The following is a 23907-nucleotide window of genomic DNA, read 5'->3' on the forward strand; positions in this document are numbered from 1 at the left end:
GTAAAGAATGGCTTTTGAAAAAAGACTTTTGAAAAAAGGAGGCGGACTTCACCACGGAGTCCTGCTCTTTGGGACAATCTTTCTCTTAATCGTAGTTTTTGTTCCCGGGTGCGTGCCCCTGAGGGAGGTGGGCGTCCCCGGGGAGGTTGTCGAGGAGGAGAGGGAGTTCACCCTTCTGGCGGTGGGCGACATAAACCTCGGCAGGAAGGCGGGGAAGATCATCCTCGAGGGGAAGACCGACTACGCCTTTGAGAAGACCAAGGATATAATCTCCGGGGCGGACATCGCCTTCGCCAACCTCGAGAGCACCATATCCGACCAGGGAGGCGAGACAAAGAGCGGGGTGTGGCGCTTCACGGCGCCGCCGGACGCGGCAAACAGCCTCAAAAACGCCGGATTCGACATCGTCTCCATGGCCAACAACCACATCTGGGACTACGGAAAGGAAGCCCTCTTCGAGACGATAGAACACTTGGATAAAGTGGAGATATTGAGCGTGGGGGTCGGCGAAGACCTCGACCACGCCTACGCCCCAGTGATAATGGAGGTGAACGGTATAAAGGTTGCCTTTCTGGCGGTGGCCAATATCTTCAACTACGGCGAGTACCCGGACCACAAGGCCTTCAAGTATCTCGCGTGGCTGAACAAGGAGACGCTGAAGGAAAGGCTGGGGCCGAAGATAAGAGAGGCCAAGGAGCAGGCCGACGTGGTCGTGGTGAGCGCCCACTGGGACTGGGAGTACAAAGACAGGCCGTGCGAACTGACCGTTGACCTCGCCCACGGGATTGCCGACTGCGGGGCGGACATAATCCTGGGTCACCACCCACACGTCCCCCAGGGGTTCGAGGTCTACAACGGGACCTTTATCGTATACTCGCTGGGCAACTTCGCCTTCCACCAGAGCTCGGAGCACTCCAGGTGGAAGAAGCTGAGCATCATCCTTGTACTCACCGTCACAAAGGACGGCGTCAAGTCGTTCGAGATGATCCCTGTCAAGGTGGGCTATCAGCCCGAGTTGGCCGAGGGTGAGCTGGCAGAAGAGATCATCTCCCACGTCTGGGATATCTCCTACTCCGTGGATTTCTTCGACAGAAAGGACGATGCACAAAAGCTCCCCTACGGCGGCGGGCTGAGCGAAGGGTCGGAGGCGCCGGTCGATTGAGCTTATCCGTTTTTACGGGGGGAGGGGGACGATCCTTTAGGAATGGTTTCAAGATTTGTGGTATACTGATACAATATTGAATATGCGGGGATAAAAACTTGGTTTTGGGGAGAATATATTTGTCTCCCACGGTTGGGGCGAATTTATAAATCCATACAAATTCTCTGATATCGCCTCAAGATATTGTAACTAAATAAGGAAAATTTATTTTGAGCGAAGGAAATTTTTATCTCGGAAAAGAGTACGATCCGAAGACGGATAAGGTTACAGACAACCAGATCACCTACGACCCGAAAGACCTCAACACCCACGGCGTAATCCTCGGGATGACCGGATCGGGAAAGACGGGGCTTTCCATGATAATGCTCGAGGAGGCGGCGCTTCAGGGAATCCCCCAGATTATCATCGACCCGAAGGGGGAGATGGCAAACTTGCTGCTTACCTTTCCCGACTACAGGCCTGAGGACTACCTCCCCTGGATAGACCCGTCCCAGATCAAGGGGGGTGAAGGGGGGCTCGAGGAGGAGGCGAAATCGACAGCCGCCCTCTGGAAGAAGGGCCACGGGGAGTGGGGGATTACGCCCGACAGGATCAGGAAGCTGAAGGACACGTGCGATTTTACCGTCTTCACCCCCGGAAGCGCCGCCGCGGTCCCGGTAAACGTCCTCAGCTCCTTCAGAATCCCCAAGGGGGGCGGCGGAGACGAGGAGAGGATGAGGGATCTCATCTCCGGTTCGGTCTCGGCGCTCCTGTCCCTTGTGGGCATCGAGGCGGATCCGATCAAGAGCCGCGAGCACATCCTCCTCTCCAAGATATGGGAGGACTGCTGGGAGCGTGGCCAGGACCTCAATCTCGAAAAGATAATAACCTTTATCGCGGACCCTCCCATGAAGAAGGTCGGGGTCTTCGATCTCGAGACATTCTACCCGAGGTCGGAGCGGTTCGAGCTGGCCATGTCCCTGAACAACATCGTGGCCTCGCCGACGTTCGAGGCGTGGCGGAAGGGCCCGCCCCTCTCCATAGACCTCTTGTTGAGGCCGAACGGCAACAAGCCTGGGGTTTCCATCTTCTACATAGCCCACCTCAACGAGGACGAGCGGCAGTTTTTCGTAACGATCCTCCTCTCGAATCTGATCTCCTGGATGATGGGACAGGAGGGGACGAGCGAGTTGAGGACGATGGTCTACGTGGACGAGGCGCTGGGAATGCTCCCGCCCCATCCGAAAGACCCCCCGACCAAGAAGCCGATCATGACCCTCCTGAAACAGGCGAGGGCCTTCGGGGTGGGTCTGCTCTTGGCGACCCAGAACCCGGTAGACCTGGACTACAAGGCGTTGACGAACGCCGGCACATGGTTCATAGGGAGGCTCCAGACGAAGCAGGACAAGGGTCGCCTCATCGAGGGATTGTCTTATGCCTCCAAGGCCGCCCCGCCGGCAGACGTGCTCGACGACCTTATCTCGGGCCTCAAAAAGAGGGTGTTTTTGTGCCACAACGTCCACGAGAAGGCCCCCGTCCTCTTCCAAACCCGGTGGGCCATCTCCTACCTGAGGGGGCCGATCTCCAAGGGGAGGCTCAAGGACCTCCCGGCCGCCTACTTACCGGATGCCGCTTCCGTCCCGGAGAAGGCGGATGAAACCACAGCCGGAGAAACCCTTCTCCCCACGCCCCCGAAGATCGAGGGAGTGCCCAATTTTTTCATCGCCCCCAACAGCGACGCATACCCTACCTTCGCAAACCTTGTCCCGACGAAAGAGACCACGGACGAGAAGGGATTCAGCATGGTGCCCGCGATCATGGCGAGGGCCGAGGCGAAGTTCGACGTGGAGAAGAAAAATATCTCCCAAAAGAGGGAGATCGCAAAGGTCATCTTCCCCCTCGGGGAGAGGGAGGGGGGATGGGATGAAGCGATTGGAATCCCGACGGGCGAAGACGGGGAGGGTCAGATCAGAGACGATCTCCCGATTCCGAAGGAGAACGTCGTCGGCTTCAAGCCTATACCCCAATGGTGTGTCAAGAAGGGGATATTGAAGAAGATATCGGATGATTTCATAGATCACCTGTTCATCGGAGAGAAGGCAACCCTCTTTAAAAATTCCAATTTCGACGCGCTGTCCGAGTTCGGCGAAAAGAGGGAGGACTTTGTAGAGAGGCTTAAAGGTATCGCCGAGGATGCGGTTGATGCCGAGGTGGAAAAGATCGCCGATAAATATAGAACGAAGATTGACACGATCGAGAAGAGGATAAAGAAGGAGGAGCGGGAGCTCAACATGCGGGAAATGGAGTACAGCGAGAGGAAGAGGGAGGAGTTCCTGTCCGCGGGGGAGACTATCCTCGGCCTCGTTTTGGGGAAGAGGAGAAGCGGTCTAACAACGGCGACCTCCAAGAGGAGGATGACCAGAAAGGCGAAGGGGATGATGGAGAGCACCGAGGCCGAGATAACGGAGTTCAAGGAGGAGCTGAAGCAACTGACCTATGAGCTGGAGGCCGAGATAGATTCCATAAAGGAGGACGCCCTGAAAAAGACGGAGGAGATCGAGCAGGTCGATATTACGCTTGAGAAAAACGACATTTACCTCCTGGATTTCGGAATTTTGTGGATTCCCCTTTAATGGTACGAATATTCTTTGTTGTCCGTAATATAAGTAGTATAATTGCAGATAGAAAATTTCCCTGAACTGCTGCCACGAAAGGCCCTGAATTTTTTTTCGAGAGGTTTTTCAACAAATGGATGATCTTGACAAGATATTGGATACGGCCGGGGAGTTGATAGATCTAAACTTTCACACCCAAGCGCTGGCGCTATTGAAAGAGACTGTGAAGAGATTTCCGGACGATCCCGACATCTACTATCTGATGGGGTGTTCCGCCTTAAACTTGAAGGAGGGGGAAGAGGCTTTCTATTATTTCTCGATCGCAAACGAACTCTCTTACGGCGACGCCGACGTCCTATCGGGGCTTTCCGACGCCTCCCTCCTCCTGGATCGGAACGACCTGGCCAAGAAATTTATTTTGGAGGCGCTCAACTACGAGCCGGATAATATCTCCGTTCAGATATCCTTCGGGCATTTTTTGGAAAGGGAGGAGCGCTTTTCCGAGGCGGTGGAGCACTACAGAACGCTGAAGTCTCAGGACCCAGAAAACAGCTATATCAACGCGAGGCTTGGCTACACCCTGATGAACATGGGAATGTTCGAAGACGCCGCCGTTGAGATCTCCCGCTACCTTTCCGACAGCCCCACGGACGGCGATTGGGAGTTCCAGCTGGGAATATGCTACGGCTACATGGGCATGATCGACGAAGCCTTCAACACGTTTAAACACCTCACCGCGAATAATCCGGACGACCCCCTGACCCGGGCCTACTTGGCCCTCTCCATGGCGGAGAGGGGGTGGATCGTCGAGGCAAGGGAGGAGATAACGAAGGCGCTTCGCATGGATCCTCAAAACCAGCGGGTAAACGAGATATACGACGATATAATGGGAAGGGACGAGGGCGGGGATTTTTCGGGAAAGTCGGGCAACGCCGAAATGCTCCTTTTCATGTTGCTTCTAATGGGTGTAATAAAAGAGAGGGGGAGAAGGGGATAGCGTGTCTAAATTGCTTTGATCGGCCATTCCGATATTTAGGGGGTTTGGCCTCAATTTATAAAATCACCGATCAGGGAATGGGGAGTATATTCAGGCCGACTGACAGCAGCATGTTGGTGACGTAGGTAGGTTGTGGGGTTATTAGAGGATTGGGGACGGAGGCAAGTCGAGGATTAGGAGGCCGGATGAGTGGTAAGTTGGGGGATTCAGGCAAGTGGGGGATGGGGTTGATTAGGACAGCGGCAAGTCGATGGGGGGAGTAGGGAGTCGGTAACGTCTGCAGTTTAGGGGCTGGTAGTAATTTAGGGAAAGCAGAAAGTTGAGTGAGTCGGCCGGTAGGTGGTGTGGTGGATTCAGCCGTACCTTTGAGTTGGATCGAGGGGGTGAGGGGTAGTCTTATAAAGCGGAGTAGTTGTTTATTGCAGTTGTTGAACTAAACTCGGCTTCTGTTGTTGTAAAAAGCGGGCTTTCCCCCGCTTTTTTGTTATGCTGAATTGTCTTGAAATACCGGCCTTACCCCGGCCTTTGATCCGCCGCCGAATGAAACCGTTTTCTCTCCCAAATCCCCATAACTTGGATGATATTACATTCGGCTTTAGCAGCCGCTCTCTCGGTTTAAAACCATCTCCCCTCAAATCCCAACAACATCCCTGTCTCGACCGAAGGATTTCAATACCGTTGCTAAACTCCCTCCAGCGCCTGTTTGAGATCGTCGATCAGGTCATCCGCGTCCTCTATTCCCACGCTCAGCCGGTATATCCCATCACCCATTAGCTTTGTGTATTTCTCCTTCTGGGCGTTGTTGAACACCACCATGTCCTCGAAGAAAAAGAACGTGGGCAGAAAAAAGATCAGGGACTGGTCGTGTCCCAGAGAAACTGCGTGGGTGATGATCTTCAGCCTGCTCAGAAAATCGAAGTTCTCCATGAGCTCGCATTTCAGGTTGAAGTTCAACATCCCCGAGAAACCGGTCATCTGTTTCTTAGCGAGTTCGTGCTGGGGATGACTTTCAAGCCCGGGGTAGCGGACGATGTTCACCTTTTCGTGGGACTGAAGAAACTTCGCCACCTTCATGGCGTTATCGGAGTGCTTTTTCATCCTCAAGGGGAGCGTCACCGAGCCCCGCAGGACGAGCCACGCGTTAAAGGGGCTTATACATGCCCCCAGGTGGACTATCCCCGCCTCCCTAACCTCCTTAAGAAAGGATTTTTTCCCTATTACGGCGCCGGCCAGGGAGTCGCCGTGGCCGTTGATATATTTGGTTGCGCTGTGGATCACTACATCGGCCCCAAGCACCAACGGTTTTTGGTTGACCAGCCCCGACCATGTGCTGTCGACAACGAGGAGTGCGCCGACCGAATGGGCGATTTTGGCGATCTCTTCGATGTCGCTGATCGATACTATTGGGTTTCCGGGGGTCTCGATGTAGACCACCTTTGTGTCTTTCCTGACCGCCGCCCTGACCTCTTCGGTATCCATAGTGTCCACGAGGCTCACGTCCACGCCGAAGCGTTTGAGGTGAAAGCCCAGGAGCTTCTGCGTCCCGGTGTAACACACCTCCGAAGCCACGATGTGATCCCCGGCGTTCAGTAGAGTCCACAAGACGGCGGAGATCGCCCCCATCCCGCTGGCGGACACCACGCAGTCCTCTCCCCCCTCCAGCTCGGCCAGCTTCTCCTCGAGATGACGGGGGGTGACGCTGTGCTCGCGGGTGTAGTTGAATTTGTCGAGGTTGTCCCAATCCAACACCTTCATGATCTCCTCCACGTCCGTGGGCAATTCATACGAGTTTGCCATGTGTATTGGACGCCGGATCGCCTTTGAATCGGTGTCCGTGCCCTCCCCCGAGTGTACACATAGAGTGTCGAATCGCAGCTTTTTGTCTGAATTTTCAACCACGAGTATCTCCTGTTAAAAGGTACTTTTCCCTTATAGCAGAAAAAGCCGGATCGGGCAATATTGTTTTGTATCGTTTCAATTTTATCTGCAAAAAGTATTTTTATATTGGTTTGGAAAAGAATATTTGAAATAAAAGTTTCTATTTGATACTATTAATTTGCAAAATAAGAATATCACTACTTTTTTTAGTAAATTATCTACTGCAATTTTGAATCTAATCGGGGGAAGGTAGTTTATGGAAGCGCTCGAAAAACTGAAGGAAGAAAACTTCCAGCTCAAAAAAAAGATAGAAGACCTGACAAGGGAGCTTGATAAACACATAATATCCAAGAGGGAGAAGGAGACGATCCTTCAGGCGGTGGAGGATTCCCTCGGGGGAATTGCGATAATCGATAGGGACTGGAAGTTGAAGTATGTCAATTCCGCCGTGGTTAAAATGTGGAATTATGATTACGGTGGAGAAATGATAGGGAGGGATTTTGTTGAGTTTTTCACCGAAAGGAGTGAAGAGGACTTGAATACGGCCATTGAGGACATTTCGGAGAATGGTTATTGGCAGGGGGAGCTTATTGGGAGGAGGAAGGATGGATCGACGTTTTTCGTCTTGATGTCACAGTCCGCGGTAAAAGATGAGGGGAGAGATGTATCGGCCATCGTTGCATCATGTATCGAAACCACCGAATATAAAAAGGCTTTGAGGGACGTCGTAGAGTCTGAGATGCGCTACCGGATAACCATGGATCACCTGGGCGACATCATATTTGTTCTTAATACAAATTTAGATATAGTCCTTGTAAACAGTGTTATGGTTGATTGGTACAGAGATCTTGGATTGAAAAGAAAAAAGATGATAGGTAAAAACGTCTTTGATCTCCTTCCATTTCTGCCCGATAAGATAAGGGAAGAATGCAGGGCCGTCTTTGATACCGGCCAGACCATCGTTAGAGAGGATGAATTTTCTATTGAGGGAAATAGATATATAATGGATATGAGGATTATTCCCATCATAGATGGCGGGGAGGTAAATCGTATTGTCACTGTGATGAGGGATATAACGGTCAAAAAGGTAGTGGAGGAAGAGTTCCTCAGGTCTGAGGAGAAGTACAGACTGATCGCCGACAACGTCCCCGTGGGGATTTTTATTCATGTCAACGGGGAGATTATATATTGCGGAAGGGAGGGCGCCCACCTTCTCGGATACGATGAGCCGGAAGAGCTTGTGGGGAGAAACGTCATAGAGTTCATTCATGAAGACAGCAGGGAGCTGACGATAGAGCGGGCGAGCCGGAGGGCCAAGGGGGAGGATGTGCCGTCGGGCTACGAAATCAAGATGATCAAAAAGAACGGCGAGGTCATTCCTATATTAATCTACGGTAATACCCTGGAATATCTGGGAGAGAACGCCATTCAGGGCGTCATCATCGACATAAGCGAAAGAAAAAAGGTCGAGGAGGAGCGGGAGAAGCTCCTTGTTCAACTTAAGGATTCGGAGGAGAGATATAGGACCTTAATCGAGACGTCCAATGATGTAATATGCGTCGTCAAGTATGACAAAATCGCGTTTTTCAACAAGAGACTCCCGGACATGTTGGGATTTACCGAGGATGAGATAAAAAGGATGAACTTTGTAAATTTTATTCATCCCGACGATATTGAGATGGTTAGAGATATGCACCTGAGGAGAATGAGGGGCGAGGGTGTGCCGTCTACTTATGAATTTCGGGGAGTCAAGAGAAACGGTGATGTTATCCCCGTTGAGATCAACGTGGCAACGATCGAGTGGGAGGGGGGACCGGCGGCCCTCTGCTTTATAAGGAATATCAAGGAGCGCAAGGAGGCCGAAGAGGCGCTCCGTGAATCGGAGGGAAAGTGGAGAAACCTCTTTGAGAACTCCATAGATTCCGTTTTTACCGTTGATGTCAAGGGAAACTTTACCTCGGCGAATCCGGCGATGGAAGCCCTTACCGGCTACAAAATCGATGAGCTGATAGGGAGAAGCTTCAAGGAGTTGTTGATCCCGGAAGAAGTGGATAAGGTTCTGGAGACGTACAATATTCTTTATCGCGCGGGTATGCCCGTAAAGGATTTCGTTCTCACCGCCGTCAGGAAAGACGGGGAGAAACGGTTGGTTGAGGGGAATTCCAACGTGATAAAAAAGGGTGAAGATATAATCGGTTTTCAGGGGACTTTTGGTGATATCACGGAAAAAAGGAAGACCGAAGAGGCCTTGGTGGAGTCGGAGAAAAAATACAGGGATCTCGTGGAAAACATAGATGATATGATTTATATAGCGGATGGAGAAGGTAAATTTAAGTTTTATAACAAGGCACTCGTTGAATTTGCAGGCTATACCGAGGAGGACTTTGTGGGCAAGAATTTCAAGGATCTCATTACCCCTGAATCTTATGAATATGCCGCAGAGATATTTAAAAGACAGCTTCGAGGTGAAGACGTGGGAACCTTCGAGTTTCAGTTTATAGACAACAAAGGCAATTTGAAGGTCTCCGAAATGCGAGAGAGGTTGATATGGGAGGGTGACAGGATAATAGAGGTTCATGGAATAGGGAGGGATATTACCGAGAGGAGAATGGCCGAAGAGATGATCAGGGAGTCGGAAGAAAAGTTCAGAAATATGTTTGAATCCTCCAAGGATGTCATTTACCTTACCAATATCGAGGGAGAGTTTTTGGACATCAATCCTGCGGCCGAGGAGATTTTTGGATACGGTATCGAAGAGCTTAAGGATAGGAATGTAAAGGATCTTTACAAGAACAAGAAGGATAGGGACAACTTCCAGAGAGAAATTCAAGAAAAGGGATTTGTAAAGGACTACAGCATAGTGTTTAAGAAAAAGGACGGAACAGCGTTAGATTGTCTCTTGACATCGACCTTGAGAAGGGGCAAGGATGGGAGTATCGTCGGATATCAGGGAATTATCAGGGACATTACGGAGAGAAAACAGCTGGAGGAGCAGCTCCTCAGGGCGCAGAAGATGAAGGCGATCGGCACCCTTGCGGGCGGGATGGCGCATAACTTCAACAACATACTCGTGGGAATCATGGGTTATTCGGAATATCTGCTGGGAAAGAGAAAAGAGGGTGATCCAGACTATAAGGCCCTAAAGACCATTCATGAAAGCACGGTGAAGGCGTCGGAGTTGACGCGTCAGCTGCTGAATATCGCCCGGGGCGGAGACTACAAACGGGTCAAGGTAAATATGAACTCCGTGGTCAAGAGGGTAATCCCCCTTGTGACTGGAACGATTGACAAGACGATAGAGGTGGTAGTCAATCTTGAAAAGAAACTCTGTACGGCGGAAGGCGATGTTGGACAGCTTGAGCAATGCCTCCTGAATCTGTGTATAAACTCCAGGGACGCCATGCCCGGAGGAGGCAAGATCATAATCGAGACGAATAATCAGATCGTCGACGAACATTTCGTCAAAACCCACCTTGACGCCAAGGTCGGGAATTACGTTGTGCTGTCGGTAACGGACACCGGAACCGGAATAGCCCCGGACATCATAGATCACATCTTCGAGCCTTTCTTTACGACGAAAAAACATGCCGGGGGATCAGGGATGGGACTCGCAACGGTTTACGGCATCGTGAAAAACCTCCAGGGGATTATCACCGTGTACAGTGAGGTGGGAGAAGGAACTACCTTTCGGCTCTATTTCCCCGCCATCGAAGAAGAGGTTGAAGAGAACGACTTGACTTATGAAGATGCATCTTTGGGGGGGGATGAGACAATACTCCTTGTGGATGACGAGAAGGTCGTAAGAGATATGTGGGGAGAAATACTAAATGAGCTCGGGTATGAGGTCATTATCTCCGAGGGGGGCAAAGAGGTGATAGATATAATCGAGGAGAAAGGAAAGGAGATCGACCTGATTATCCTCGATGTAGTCATGCCGGACATGGGCGGCGGGGAGATATTGGAAAAGGTCAAGGAGATGGAGCCCGACATAAGGGTCCTTCTGTCTTCCGGTTACAGCGAAAACGGACAGGTCGGCGATATAATCAAGGCCGGCGCCGACGGTTTCATTCAGAAACCGGTCTCCATACTGAACCTGACTAAAAAGATCAGGGAGATTTTTAATCATGGAGATTGAAGAAGCCGTTGTTTTGCTGTTTTAGCCTTCCTGCCGTGCCCAAATGTTTTTACCGCTTCAAGATAGGTTCCGACTCACGAATCGAATTATCGGAGGGATCAACCCTCAGGGTCAACTTGAGATCATTTCCGACTGATAAAGACTTCTTTTGATGATACTCTGTTCAATTTATTCAGCTGTTTCGTGCCCGAGAGAAAGGCGGTTTTTTTAGAATCTGATTCATTTAAACAATGCGGACTTTAAAGTCCGTCCGCCATTCTTTTCCCTTGATGGTGCGGGAAGCCTTTTTAAAGGCCGAGGAAATCGGCCGTTTTGGGGCTTGGTGTGTCAAGGCCAGTATTTTAAGGCGCTCGGTCCATTCTGTGAAGCCGCCTCTATTAAAGATAGAAGGGTAATCAATTTTCCATAAGCTCCAATCGATGGCCTCTCAAAACAGGTTTTTAACAGCCTCTTTGCAATTGCTTTAGCCATTGGTGCGGACAAGAGATCGGAAGTGGACAAGAAACATCAAGGAGACATTTACTCGATACAAGAGAGACGCCCTTACGATAATGAGGCATGATTGCCCTCAACAGATTCGGGGAAGCTCCTCGCCGTAGGGCATCTCCACCACCCTCTCTCCTCCGAAGCAGGTCTTTAAAAAAACCGAAACCGCCCTGCGCTTAACAGCCCTTCCTATGATCTCGGCGTTTTCACCCCCACTTGTCGCCCTCAATATCTCGAGGGCCTTTTCGGCGTCGCTCGCGGAAACGAAAACCAGAAGCTTCCCCTCGTTGGCAACAGAAAGGGGATCGAGGCCCAGCATCTCGCAGGCGGCTCTGACCTCCGCCCTTACGGGGATATTATCCTCGTAAAGCTCCGTGGTCACCCCGTGATCCCCGGAGAGCTCCACCAGGGTCGCCGCCACGCCCCCCCGGGTCGGGTCCCTCATGGCGTGGATATCGACCCCCCCGTCCAAAAGCGCCTTGACGTAGGGCCAGACCGGCGCGCTGTCCGATTCGATCTCGATGTCGAAATCGATCCCCTTCCGCCTGCTCATCACCGCTATCCCGTGCTCCGCTATCGGGCCGTTGATCAGGACGGCGTCCCCCTCTTTTATGCCGAGGTTTCCCATATCATGACGGCGAATCCCTATTCCGGCGGTGTTCACGAAGAGCTGATCCGCATCCCCCCTCGCCACCACCTTTGTGTCGCCTGTTATTATGGAGACGCTGCACTCCGCTGCCGCCCTTCCGGCCGACTCGACAATTCGCCTCAGGGTGTCCATCTCAAGGCCTTCCTCGATGATCAGAGAAAAAGATACGGCGACAGGCTCCGCGCCCGACACCGCCAGGTCGTTTACCGTGCCGTGAATGCTCAGGCTCCCGATATTCCCCCCGTTAAAGAAGAGGGGTTTTACCACAAAGGAGTCGGTGGTGAAGTAGAGATCTTCCGCCCCGGGGACCCTTGCCGCGTCGGGGAGGGCGGAAACGCTGCCCCCTATCGATGGAACGATGATCTCCTCGACGAGCTCCCGCGTCAATACCCCGCCGCCGCCGTGGGCCAATACTATTCTCTTTTTCTCCATATTCTCGCCTTTCTAAAGGGAACTCCAGTTGAATATTTAAATACTGTAGTTTATTAAAAAACGCCGAAGGCCAATCCCGCCCGTTGCCGACCCCCTTTTTTTAAGGGGGCCTCCCGGCTTACCTGTTCCTCCACGCGGCGACGGCCGCCTGCCCTAGAGCGATGCCGCCGTCCCCGGCCGGAACCCGGCCGTTCAGCATGACGTCAAAGCCGTCCTCCATTAGAATTTTCACCAGGCGCTCCGTCAGAAAGCGGTTTATGAAGACGCCACCTGAGAGGGCTACTGCCGATATAGATGCAGCGTCCCTGAGTCTCTTTGTCATATCGAGGGTAAATTCGGCCACGGAGTTGTGAAAGCGGGCCGATACCACCGGGGCGCCGACTCCCCTCCTTATGTCGTCGACGATACCCCTGATGATGCCGTTCGTCTCGACGAAGGCAACACCGTTTTCAGACTCAACTATCTCGGCGGGGTAGTGTCCCTCCTCTCCCGGCTCCCTCTCGGCTGTCGCCTCCAGTTCCATCGGCGCCTGGGAGTGGTAGGTGTTTATCGTGCATATGCCAATAAGGGCCGAAACGGCGTCGAAGAGGCGCCCCACGCCGGTCGTTAGGGGGCTGTTTACCCCTTTTCCCATCATATCTGTCATCAGCAAAACCTCCCCATCGTCAAGGGAGGGGAGAAGCTCCCGATAGAGGGAGGGAGCCTCGTCTCCAAATGCCCTCAATAAATATACATAGGCCATCCTGTCGGGCCTCCTCGCCGCGGCGTCCCCGCCCGGCTGGGGGACTGGGGCGATGTGTCCAACCCTCTCGAATTCTTCGAGATCACAGATCAAAAACTCCCCTCCCCAAAGGGCGCCGTCCGTGCCTAGGCCGAGGCCGTCGAAAGAAACGCCTATGACCTTATCGGTGTATCCGGTCTCCGCAAGGACCGACGCGATGTGGGCGTGGTGGTGCTGGACCGGAACCGGAATAAGGCCCGATTCCTTGACAAAGCGGGTGGAGAGATAGTCGGGGTGGAGGTCGTGGGCGATATACTTAGGCCTAACCTCGAGGATGCCCTTCAAGTGGCCGGTTGCTTCCAAGAAGGCCTCGTATGCCGAGACGTTCTGGAGGTCTCCTATGTGGTGGCTCAAAAATACGTTTTCACCGCGGGTCAGCCCCACTGTGTTATTCAGCTCCGCCCCCACGGACAATATCTCGCCGCCGGACGTGTCGACGGGAATCTTCACCGGAAACGGTGCGTAGCCGCGCGACCTCCTGATGAACCTGTTTTTTCCGGCGATGAACCTTGAGACGGAGTCGTCCGTCCTGATGTGGATATCCCTGTCGTGCACCAGAAAGAAGTCGGCCAAAAATCCCAGCCTCTCCTTCGCGTCGGCGTTCCCGTAGGCGATAGGCTCGTCCTTCTGGTTTCCGCTGGTCATGACGAGGATGTCAAGCGGACTTTTTAACAGGAGGTGGTGGAGCGGCGTGTACGGGAGCATCAGACCGAAGGAGGCGCTGTTCGGGGCGATCTCCTCCGGGAGTTTGCTGTCCGCCCTCTTCTTCAGGAGGAGGACCGGCCTCTCGGTGCCGACAAGTATCTCTTCCGCAGAATCGGGGACCTCCGCTATCCTCCTTATCGCGGCCATGTCTCTTGCCATCAGGGCGAATGGCTTCTTGTCCCTCTCTTTTCTCCTGCGAAGCTTTACCACCGCCTCGTCGTTTTCGGCGTCGCAGGCGAGGTGAAATCCCCCCAGACCCTTGACGGCGAGAATCTTCCCCTCCGAGAGGAGCTGAACCGCATGATCTATCGGATTTTCACAAATTATCTTGTTGCCATTTCGGTTGAGGAGCTCCACTTTGGGTCCGCAGACGGGGCAGCAGGTCGGCTCGGCGTGAAACCTCCGGTTTTTCGGGTCTTCGTATTCACGCCTGCACTCCGGGCACATCTCGAAGGTCGCCATCGTCGTCCTGGCGCGGTCGTAAGGGATGTCCTTGATTATGGTGTACCTTGGGCCGCAGTTCGTGCAGTTGATGAAGGGGTATCTGTATCTCCTGTCCTCCGGGTCGTTCATCTCTTTGAGACAATCGGCGCAGGTGGCGATGTCGGGGGAGATCAAAACGCTCCTCACGCCCGTGTTTTTACTCTCGACTATGACGAACTCCCCGTTTTTAATGCCTGTCGGCGTCAGGGTGTCTGTCCTGACGCTCTCGATCTTAGTCAGGGGGGGCGGCTCCGTCTCGAACCTATTAAGGAACGCCGAGATTGCGGCGTCATCCCCCTCGACCTCCACGGTGACCCCCTTCGAGTCGTTCAGGACGAATCCCCCAAGCCCCAGGCCGGAGGCGAGGTTGTAGACGAAGGGCCTGAATCCGACCCCCTGCACGATCCCCGTTACGTTTACTCTAATCCGCTTTATCATAGTAAGGTCAAAGTAGTCTGTTAAAATAGTCCCACGCCGATCCAATGGGAATCATAAATAGAATCCCCCCTTCCAACGGAAGATCAAATATGTCAACGGTCTCCACCGTAAGAAACCGATGTTCTCCCAAATCTTATTTAATGGCTTAAAAAGTTGTTATAGATATTGATCAGTTCCGGGATCATTATAATATTGATATGATTAAAATGATATGAATAATAATCAGCGGTATTTGTAAAACGCGCTGCAGGCCCCCTCGGATGAGACCATGCAGGGCCCCACGGGATTTCTTGGGTTGCATACGCTTCCGAAGAGTGGGCACTCGTCGGGGCTCATCACCCCTTTTAAGATTTCACCGCAGGAGCATCTCTCGTCCTCTTTTGATTCGATTTCCGGGACGTTGAACCTCTCAAGGGCGTCGAAAGATCTATGTTCGGAGTTGAAGACGAGGCCGCTCTCCGGTATCTCCCCCAGTCCCCGCCATGTGGCGTTCGCCCTGTCGAAGACCCCGTCCATCACTGTCCTGGCGTTCGGGTTTCCCTCCTCCTTCACCGCCCTTTTGTATTGGATTTCGACATCGAATCTCTCCTCAACTATCTGGTCAATCGTCATCAGTATCCCCTCGAGTATATCCAGAGGCTCGAATCCGGTAATCACCGCCGCCCGCCCCTTCTCCGGGATGATGGAGTAGGCACCGGCTCCGAGGATTATGCTCACGTGGCCGGGGCACAGAAACCCGTCCACGTTGATTTTCGGGTCGTCCAAGAGTATCTTAATGGCGGGGGGGATGACCTTGTGAACCGAGAAGACGGAGAAGTTTGTAAGGCCCCTCTTTTTCGCCGACATCACCGCCGCGGCGACCGTGGGCGACGTGGTCTCAAAGCCGATCCCCAAAAGCACGACCTCCGCTTCCGCCTTCTCTTCGGCCAGGGAGACGGCGTTTAAGGGGGATGAAACGACCGCTATATTTGCGCCGTCGCTTCTCATCATCTCGAGGGAGGCCCCGTCCGTCCCAGGGACCCTCATCATATCCCCGAAGGTCGTAAATATCACGCCCTTCTCCTTTGCCAGAAAGAGCGCCCTGTCTATATCTTGTATCGATGTGACGCAGACCGGACAGCCTGGGCCGGAGACGAGCCTGACGTTCTCCGGCAGAAGGCTTTTGATCCCGAACCGGTTTATCGAGTGGGTGTGGGTTCCGCACACCTCCATGATCGATATATTGCTTTTAAGCCTCTCGGAGCGTCTTTTTATCGCCGAAACGAGACCCTTGGCGATCTTCGGGTCCCTGTACTCGTCAATAAATTTCATTGTCTATCAGCTCCTGCAGGAAAGAGAGCTTCTCCTTTGCCAGCTCCTCGTCTATCTTGTGGATGGCAAAGCCCACGTGGCAGACCACGTAATCTCCCACCTCAACCTCTTCGTCGACGAGGTCGAGGGAGGCCTCCCTCTTGACGCCCCCCACCTCGATAACGGCGTAGTTGTCCTTGTCGATCGAGATTATTTTTCCGGGAAATGCGATACACATATCTATTTTCTCCTAATCCACGTCCATCTCAAGAAGTTGCAGCTCCTCCGTCCCCCCCACTACCTGCACCTCGTCCGCCCCGCACCCGGGACACTTTGTAAACTCAAACCTGCCTACTTCATACTCTTTATTGCACTTAAAACAATATATTATAACGGGAAGTATCTTGAACTCAAGGGTCGCCCCGAACGCAACCGTCCCCTCCGACTGAACCTTGAACGCCAGTTCGAGCGCCTTCGGTTCTATGTGGGTCATGCGCCCAAAGGAGAGCCTCATCAAGCTGACCTTTTTAAATCCGTGGGTTGCGGAATGTTCCTCCACGATTTTTATCAGCGACTGTATCAGGGAAACCTCATGCATCGTCTGTCTTTACGCTTTCCGGGACTATGTTGAGATTGGACAGCTCCTTCAAGAGGAGCTCCTCGGCTTTCGGAAATTTTTCCCTCATGAGCGGCGTCATCTTTAGGTCCAAATCGCCGCCGTATTCCTTCGGCACTATGCAGAGGAACACGACCTCGGGGCAGCTGTCCATCATCTCGGCCTGAATCAGGATATCAACGAACTCCACCTCGTGGGCGGAGGTCGGCTCCGGCATGTTCAGCTCCATCTCTTCCCTGCTGAAGCGATAGAGGGAGCCGGGGTCGTCGTCGGCCTTCAAGACGTCTATTACGATGAGGTGTTTCGTGCTCGTTACGATGTCCAGAAGCCCGAAGCCGAGGGTGCCGCCGTCCACCAGCATAACGTCGTCGGGAAGTCGGTAGCGTTTGCCGAACCACCTGACGAAGTGAACGCCGAAGCCCTCGTCGGCGAGGAGTATGTTGCCGAGTCCCATCACGGTGATATTTACGGGTTCGGCCTGATATAAGTTGTTCATAGCTTATCAAAAAAGCCGATTGAAAAAGGGGGATATAAAATATCCCCCATTAGCACATTACATTAAAAGTTGTGTTCAGGCAAGAGGACTATTTCTTTTTCTCGAACATCAGCCCGTTGATCATAGAAGATATGGTCCCGTCTTTCTTTACGGCATCCGTCCAGAACGCCATGTAGACGTGGACCAAGAAATAAAGAATAAACAGCCACATCAGGATGTGGTGGATGAACTTCACCGTCGCAAGCCCCAACACATTTTGGAACGGTTTGACAAAGAAGTAGAAGAAGCTTATCAATCCCTTGTCGTAACCGGATCCGGTGAGGATAAGGCCCGTTATGACTATGAAAAGGATCATAACCATAAGTCCCAGATATGCGAGGGACTGGAGCGGCGCATAGGCGTATTTCTCTTCGGGCTTTTCATTGGAGATGAGGGCGTAAAACTTGATCTGCTTTACGAAATTTTCAAAGTCGAGAAAAGCCAAGAAATCTCTCCAGTCGGCATGGAACCTGGAAAAGAACGCCAGGTACAGTCTCCAGACGAAAAGTATGGAGAGGAGTATGCCGAAGAAGATGTGGAGAAAGCGAATCTCACCCATCAAGAACTTATCCATCGTTTCACCGGCGGAGATGCTGAAGGGCCTTCCGATATAGAAGCCGGTAGCTATCAGGACGGTAATCGAGATGACGATCATCCAGTGATTCACCCTTATGGCTGCTGACCACTTCTTTGTGGATTCAACGTTTTCCACGGCTACCTCCTTTTTTAAGCTACCTTAAATTTTTTGATCTCTTTGGTCTTCGTGTCTATGATGTGAACGGCGCACGCCATACAGGGATCGAACGAGTGAATTGTCCTCAATATTTCCAGCGGCTGATTTACGTTTGCCATTTTTGTTCCGATGAGGGACTCCTCGTAAGGTCCCCGGTTCTCGGACTTGTCCCTCGGCGAAACGTTCCAGGTAGAGGGAACGATCGCCTGGTAGTTTGAGATAACCTTGTTCTCGATATTGATCCAGTGGCCCAGCGCCCCCCTCGGGACGGCGGTGAGACCCCGGCCCTTGCCATTCTTGGGCACCTTGCACCTTGTCCAGGTCCTGGTGTCTCCGCTCTTGATGTTGTCCACAAGCTCGTTCAACCAGTTCTCGGCGTAGTCGGCGACAAGCTTGGTCTCCAGGGCCCTTGCGGCCGTTCTGCCCAGTGTCGAGAAAAGGACCGTGGCTGGAAGCCCGGTGGTCTTCAGGGTGAAGTTCACAAGCTCCGTAATCTTCTCGTCACCCTGGGCGAATCCTACGACGAAGCGGGCGAGGGGGCCGACCTCGTGGGGCAGGCCGTCATACCTCGGGGCCTTGGACCATGTGTACTTCTCGTCGCCCTTGATGTGGCCGTCCTCGCCGAAGCCGGTGTACTCGGGCTCCGTCTTGCCGTTGTAGGGGTGCAGCGCCTCGTCTCCCTTGTACCAGGAGTGGGTGACCTCTTCGGTTATCTTCTCCTCGTTAAGCTCCATCGGATTTGCGATGTCGAGGTTCTGAATGACCCCCTTCGGGAGGAGGGTCTTTGTCCAGCCGTCGTCCAGCGGGAATCCCCCGTATGCGAGGTAGTTTCCGACTCCCCTTCCGACGCCCTTGAGTCCCTCGTCGGCGTAGGCCGCGCCCGCGATCAATACGTCGGGGATATAGGCGGTGTCCACAAACTTCTTCATCTCATTCAGCCTGAATTTGTATTCACCCAGTCTCTGGGGATCAAGCATGTCCATCACGGAGGTTACGCCGCCGACCACCAGGGTCTGGGGGTGCGGGTTCTTGCCGCCGAAGACCGCCATCATCTGCGCCCCCAGCTTTGATACCGCCAGGGCGTCGAGATAGTGGGAGGTGATAACCAGGTTCGCCTCGGGAGACAGCTTGTAAGAGGGATTGCCCCAGTATGCATTCGCGAAGGGTCCCAGACGCCCCGATTCCACAAACTTGGTGATCCTCGCCTGGACCGACTTGTAGTGAGTCTCGGAGCAGTTGTAGGGATTATCGCAGACGCTCTTTGCCAGCTCAACTGCCTTTCTCGGATTGGCCGATAGGGCGCTTACGATGTCCACCCAGTCGAGGCCGTGAAGGTGATAGAAGTGCATTATGTGGTCTGTAATGTACTGGGACGCCTTGATGAGGTTCCTTATGAGCCTTGCGTTTTTCGGGGGCCTTACCCCGAAGGCGTCTTCACATGCCAGGATGGATGCTTCGTAATGGGAGTAGGTACACACACCGCAAAACCGCTGGGTTATGAGCCCCGCATCCCTCGGGTCCCTCCCCTTTAGGATGGTCTCGAAGCCCCTCCAGAGCGTAATCGTGCTCCAAGCGTCCTTTATGGTGTTTCCTTCCACCTCAGCCTCTATCCTTAAATGTCCTTCTATCCTTGTAATTGGATCTACAATGATTCTTGACATATTCTCTCTCCTATAATTCTACTGTTAACCTGAAGCCTACTTTTTAGCCTTGCCCTTTTTGGGCTCTTCTTCGCCGCTCTTCCTCCAGACCGTTGCGCCGGCGTGGGCGGCGAGCCCTATGGCCGCAACTCCCGTGGCGATCGCGCCGACCCTGTCGACGGTGGACTCAATTCCAAAGCCCGGGATGTGTTTGTCGGCGATAGGCTTCTCCAGCGGTGCCATGGCGTCCCAGAAATCGGGCTCTGTGCAGCCCATGCATCCGTGTCCGGCCATGATCGGCCAAGACATCCTGTCGTTGAAGCGAAGCTTGGGGCAGTTGGAGTAGGTGTAAGGTCCCTTGCATCCCATCTTGTAGAGGCACCAGCCTTTGATGGCTCCCTCGTCTCCCCATTCCTCCACGAACTCGCCCGCATCGTAGTGGGCCCTCCTCTCGCAGTTGTCGTGGATCTTCATCCCGTACGCCCAAATGGGTCTCCCCAGCCCGTCGGTGGGAGGAAGGGCTCCAAAGAGGAGGTAGTAAAGAACGGTCCCGGTAAAGTTGACGCCGTTCGGCGGACAGCCGGGGATATTTACAGTACTTATCCCCAATGCGTCGCCGACACCCTTGGCGTTGGTCGGGTTGGGAGAGGCCGCCTGGACGTTCCCGAAAGACGAGCAGCTCCCGATGCAGATCGTAGCCGCCGCCCTTTTGGTTACCTCCTTGGTTACCTCGTAACCGGTTTTTCCCTGGGGTCCCAGCGTCAAGAACTTGCCGTCCATGCCCATAGGAATGGCGCCCTCTACAACGCAGATGTACCTGCCGTCGAAGGTATCCATCGCATTGTGGAGATTCTCCTCCGCCTGGTAACCGGCTGCCGCCATGACCGTCTCGTGGTATTCGAGGGAAATTGTTTCGAGGAGGATGTCATCCACGTTCGGGTAGGAGTTTCTCAGAAACGCCTCGCTGCACCCGGTACACTCCGCCAAATGGAGCCATATGACGGGGAGACGGCTGAAGTTTTCCGCCGCCCGGGCCACCATCGGGCTAAATGCCTTGGGGAGCATCAATGCGGTGGTCATCACGGAAGACCATTTGATGAAGTCCCTTCTCGATACCCCGTAATCCTTCAGGGTTTGACGAAGGTCAAATTTGGGCTCCGGCAATTCCCTTTCCATCCGATCCATCGTTGCCTCGCAGTATTCCATCAATCCTTCATACTGCTTTTCGATCAGATGGGTATACTTGGAGTCTTTTGAATTACCCATAACTTATCCTTTCATTTATTATATAAAAAATTGACCCTTCTTCTACTTTATCGAAGAACCTGCTTTTAGTGCTTAAGGAAATATTAGATACTTTCAAATACCCTTTTACTTTTAAACAGAACATTTTCCATTCTGGTAAAAAACGGCAGATTTGTATGAGGGAGAGAGTAATTGGAACTCGAATAGCTAATCTTATTTAGGGCGAAGGAGCGGCGTGAGTTTACAAATCCATAAAAAATGAAAGCAGAATAAACGTTGATAAGCTTTGTCAAATAAAAAAGGCAAAACGCGGAAATTCTTCTAAAGGCAGTAAGTTCAATGCAATTAAATGAACTTTTGGAAAGATGAAGTTGATATGGTGTTGTATAAAAATGAAATCGCACAGAGACAGTGCGACCATAGATAAAGGCATCCATAATAAATTCTCCTTTCCAAACACGGGAGGCTTAGCCGTTTCCCGCCAAACCCTATCGTCCTTCCACCGTAGGCGGTATTCTTTAAGGTTTTCCTTAAAGCTATAGAGAAATTCTCTATAGTCCCCCGCCCTTAGGTAAAAAGGATCGGAAAATTCTTTGTTAGAGCATATTAGAGAAGGAGAGTCGTGTTGTCAAGCATTTTTTGGCTTGGTGCCACTTTTTTTATGGGAAAGTAACGCTAAACTCTTTGGCGTGAAAAGTTTATTTAACAACGCATCGAGCACCGGCTGGGATCGAGAAGTAAATCCAGAACAAGTTACCCTTGGGGTGTTGTCTTCAAGCATCGCCCCTCTTCCTTCCGCCGGCCGTTATCCTGCGCAAATCGCCGACCTTTTCAATCTTTCGACACTCTGTCTCCTCGAAGAATGGATGACAATATCAAATTGGCATTTACACACCACCCTGGTCCTGTCTAAAAACCAACAGATAATCCATCCCGTTACAACCCTAAATTTAGCTAAAAAGGATAACAGAGTCACCTATTTGCCTTTGGTCAAAAGGAAAGGGGTACTATTTGTAGGGATAACATTACAACGGAAGGAAAATGGTATGTTGAGGTGGATCTCGCAGTAATAATAGATGAACCGATAAACGAGACAGGCACATGAGAAGCCTTATTCAGTGCTAAACATGTGCCTGTCTGATTATGTCGCTATTCGTCAAGCCAGGCTACTGCCGCTGCCTCATTGTCGAACTGTCTCAGTATTGTTGTCAGACCGGAAGTATCTGCTGATTCATCCATTCTGAATTTCACCAGCTTGGAATCGAGAATTTCCGCGGACTTGCTGGCTCCTCTCTTAACCAGAGAGTCCTGCACCTTTGCGGTAACCGCAATGGCCTCTTTGGTTGGAGTTTTGAAATTCCTTAAATCGGCAAGAATGGTGTATCCCCGTTTAAGCTTATCAACAGCTTTCATGGAATCAGCATAAACATCCGGCACATCATCCATATTTTTCCAGAAACCAATGAGCGTGAAGTAGATTCTGTTTTTCGCCTGGTCAACGCCGACCTCGTAGAATTCGGTTTTTCCAATTATTTCTTTCATTTTGACTCCTTTAGAAAACAATTTATTTTATTCTACTACGCGTTGTCGTACATTGTCAATGTACAGACTTAATTATTTGAAATTATTATGTAAAATAATGTCAGAGATTTTTGTACAAAAGTATGAACTGAAAGATTTTATTTATCCATTGTTCATCGAATAGAGAATTAAGACGGCCGGTTCAATCCCTCTTGCAGGATCTCTTTAATCGGGGATTTCCCAAATTCTTCAATTGCACCAATGCCGTTTACGATCACTCACCTTGGAGCGATCCTTACACATTTCCCATTTTAAAGACTTCTTTTTCAAATCCCCGTTTATCGAATCCTCCGTTTGTGTCTCTTGCTGAAATTCTCCTGAACTGAATCCCTGGCGCTGTAAGGCAGAGATGAAAGAAATGCATATATGCTATTTGTAATAGGAATATTTTTAAGGTTTTCTAAAGATAGGGAATTGGAGCCGAAAAACTAAATCAGCTCTATGAGGCCACCGGTGCGCCTGATCCTCCCGTCGGCGGCCAATTTCTGGACGTGGCTCTCGGTTATGCCGGCTCCGGGGAAGAACCTCATAATCTCCATCTTGAACATCAGGTCGACGAGCGTAACAAAGGTTTTTGGGCCGTCCTTGAGTATCCCGATCATCTTTTCCTCCCTGGCGAGAAGTCTATCCCTTACCTTCATGATCTTTTCATAAGGATTTGTGATTATCTCTCCGTGGGAGGGGAGAATGACCTTGGGGGACTTCGCCTCCATCTTGTCGAGGCTTTCGAGATAGCCTGTGACCCCGCCAGACGCCGGGGTGTACCAGGCCACGATATCCCCGACCAGATCCCCCCCGCACATGATTCCCGTCTTCTCGTCGAAAAGGGAGATGTGCCCCGGCGAGTGGCCCGGCGTCAAGATCACCTCGAGGCAGTATCCCCCCAACTTGATAACATCCCCCTCCGTCAGTTTTCCCGTGGATTCGGCGCCTAACATGGGACACCCGAAGTCGATGAAAAAACGCATGAGGTCTTTCATCGCCGTCGCCTTTCCCCCCTTTTCCGAGTAATTTTTTTTCGCAAGCTCGATGTCGAAGGTGCCTATGAGGCCCAGGGGATTTGAGGCGTTTTCGTAGTCCTCTTCGTGGATCAATATTTCCGGCCTTGCTCCGTCGAGAAACTGGCCGGTTCCGCCCATGTGGTCAGGGTGGGAGTGGGACAAAACGAGGATTTTGAGATTCTCAACGGAAAGGCCCATATTGGAAATAGCGTCCCTGACGAGCCTAACCGCCTCCTCTTTTCCGCAGCCGACGTCTATCATCGAAAAGCCGCCGTCATACTCCTTGATTACAAATACGTTTGCGGAGCTCGGCCACATGGGGTCTTTCGGCCGAAGCATGAAGAAATCATCGGTTATCTTTTCTATGACGAGGCCGCCGTCCTCTGACATTTTCGCTCTATAAAAAAATATCTAATGACAGATTACTGCAAATAAATCGGGAGGGGCCAAAGTGCGCCGATTTCGTAGACTGAGTTTGAATGTAACAATTCCACCCTCTGACCGGCACGCTTTTTTTGGGAAGACC

16 protein-coding genes and 1 riboswitch are annotated in these 23907 nt (G+C 52.0%); of the genes, 4 read left to right on the top strand and 12 right to left on the bottom strand.

Annotated features, from left to right (window positions below; translation table 11 throughout):
• The first annotated feature begins 7 nt into the window (after nt 1–7).
• From JW984_10785 to JW984_10795, 3 genes are all read left to right on the top strand, one after another.
• Complete coding sequence (locus tag JW984_10785) at nt 8–1162, top strand: CapA family protein (GenBank protein ID MBN1573668.1); 1155 nt, start codon at nt 8–10, stop codon at nt 1160–1162.
• 209 nt (nt 1163–1371) lie between these two features.
• Entirely contained in the window at nt 1372–3774 is a 2403-nt protein-coding gene (locus JW984_10790; protein MBN1573669.1) for a DUF853 family protein, read from the top strand.
• A gap of 115 nt (nt 3775–3889) precedes the next feature.
• A complete protein-coding gene (locus JW984_10795; GenBank protein MBN1573670.1) occupies nt 3890–4753 on the top strand; it encodes a tetratricopeptide repeat protein in 864 nt (287 codons plus the stop codon).
• A 681-nt stretch (nt 4754–5434) separates the two neighbouring features.
• Here JW984_10795 and JW984_10800 read toward each other — a convergent pair.
• The gene (locus JW984_10800) at nt 5435–6652 is read right to left on the bottom strand and encodes a PLP-dependent transferase (protein ID MBN1573671.1); all 1218 of its coding nucleotides are present in this window, start codon (nt 6650–6652) and stop codon (nt 5435–5437) included.
• A gap of 235 nt (nt 6653–6887) precedes the next feature.
• Between JW984_10800 and JW984_10805 the strand changes: the two genes are divergently transcribed.
• Nucleotides 6888–10766 carry a PAS domain S-box protein gene (locus JW984_10805; GenBank protein MBN1573672.1) on the top strand — a complete coding sequence of 1293 codons (3879 nt, stop codon included), beginning with the start codon at nt 6888–6890 and terminating at the stop codon, nt 10764–10766.
• Between the two features lie 568 nt (nt 10767–11334).
• Here JW984_10805 and hypE read toward each other — a convergent pair.
• From hypE to JW984_10860, 11 genes are all read right to left on the bottom strand, one after another.
• The gene (gene hypE / locus JW984_10810) at nt 11335–12333 is read right to left on the bottom strand and encodes a hydrogenase expression/formation protein HypE (protein MBN1573673.1); all 999 of its coding nucleotides are present in this window, start codon (nt 12331–12333) and stop codon (nt 11335–11337) included.
• 118 nt (nt 12334–12451) lie between these two features.
• Nucleotides 12452–14740 carry a carbamoyltransferase HypF gene (gene hypF, locus JW984_10815; protein MBN1573674.1) on the bottom strand — a complete coding sequence of 763 codons (2289 nt, stop codon included), beginning with the start codon at nt 14738–14740 and terminating at the stop codon, nt 12452–12454.
• Between the two features lie 222 nt (nt 14741–14962).
• Nucleotides 14963–16051, bottom strand: coding sequence for a hydrogenase formation protein HypD (hypD, locus tag JW984_10820; GenBank protein MBN1573675.1), 1089 nt, complete (start codon nt 16049–16051; stop codon nt 14963–14965).
• Entirely contained in the window at nt 16038–16268 is a 231-nt protein-coding gene (locus tag JW984_10825) for a HypC/HybG/HupF family hydrogenase formation chaperone (protein MBN1573676.1), read from the bottom strand. Before JW984_10825 ends, hypD begins: the two co-directional genes overlap by 14 nt.
• A 12-nt stretch (nt 16269–16280) precedes the next feature.
• A complete protein-coding gene (gene hypA, locus JW984_10830; GenBank protein MBN1573677.1) occupies nt 16281–16628 on the bottom strand; it encodes a hydrogenase maturation nickel metallochaperone HypA in 348 nt (115 codons plus the stop codon).
• Entirely contained in the window at nt 16621–17142 is a 522-nt protein-coding gene (locus JW984_10835) for a HyaD/HybD family hydrogenase maturation endopeptidase (GenBank protein ID MBN1573678.1), read from the bottom strand. The genes hypA and JW984_10835 overlap by 8 nt, the downstream gene beginning before the upstream one ends.
• Nucleotides 17143–17230: 88 nt before the next feature.
• A complete protein-coding gene (gene cybH / locus JW984_10840; GenBank protein ID MBN1573679.1) occupies nt 17231–17893 on the bottom strand; it encodes a Ni/Fe-hydrogenase, b-type cytochrome subunit in 663 nt (220 codons plus the stop codon).
• A gap of 14 nt (nt 17894–17907) precedes the next feature.
• Nucleotides 17908–19575 (bottom strand): nickel-dependent hydrogenase large subunit, encoded by a 1668-nt coding sequence (locus JW984_10845; protein ID MBN1573680.1) that lies wholly within the window; start codon nt 19573–19575, stop codon nt 17908–17910.
• Nucleotides 19576–19611: 36 nt separating this feature from the next.
• Nucleotides 19612–20760 (bottom strand): hydrogenase small subunit, encoded by a 1149-nt coding sequence (locus JW984_10850; GenBank protein MBN1573681.1) that lies wholly within the window; start codon nt 20758–20760, stop codon nt 19612–19614.
• Between the two features lie 468 nt (nt 20761–21228).
• Nucleotides 21229–21398: riboswitch (molybdenum cofactor riboswitch) on the bottom strand.
• A 550-nt stretch (nt 21399–21948) separates the two neighbouring features.
• Nucleotides 21949–22341, bottom strand: coding sequence for a hypothetical protein (locus JW984_10855; GenBank protein ID MBN1573682.1), 393 nt, complete (start codon nt 22339–22341; stop codon nt 21949–21951).
• A gap of 467 nt (nt 22342–22808) precedes the next feature.
• A complete protein-coding gene (locus JW984_10860) occupies nt 22809–23771 on the bottom strand; it encodes an MBL fold metallo-hydrolase (GenBank protein MBN1573683.1) in 963 nt (320 codons plus the stop codon).
• Nucleotides 23772–23907: the final 136 nt, after the last annotated feature.

It is taken from the genome of Candidatus Zymogenus saltonus (genome assembly GCA_016929395.1).
Lineage (GTDB): Bacteria > Desulfobacterota > Zymogenia > Zymogenales > Zymogenaceae > Zymogenus > Zymogenus saltonus.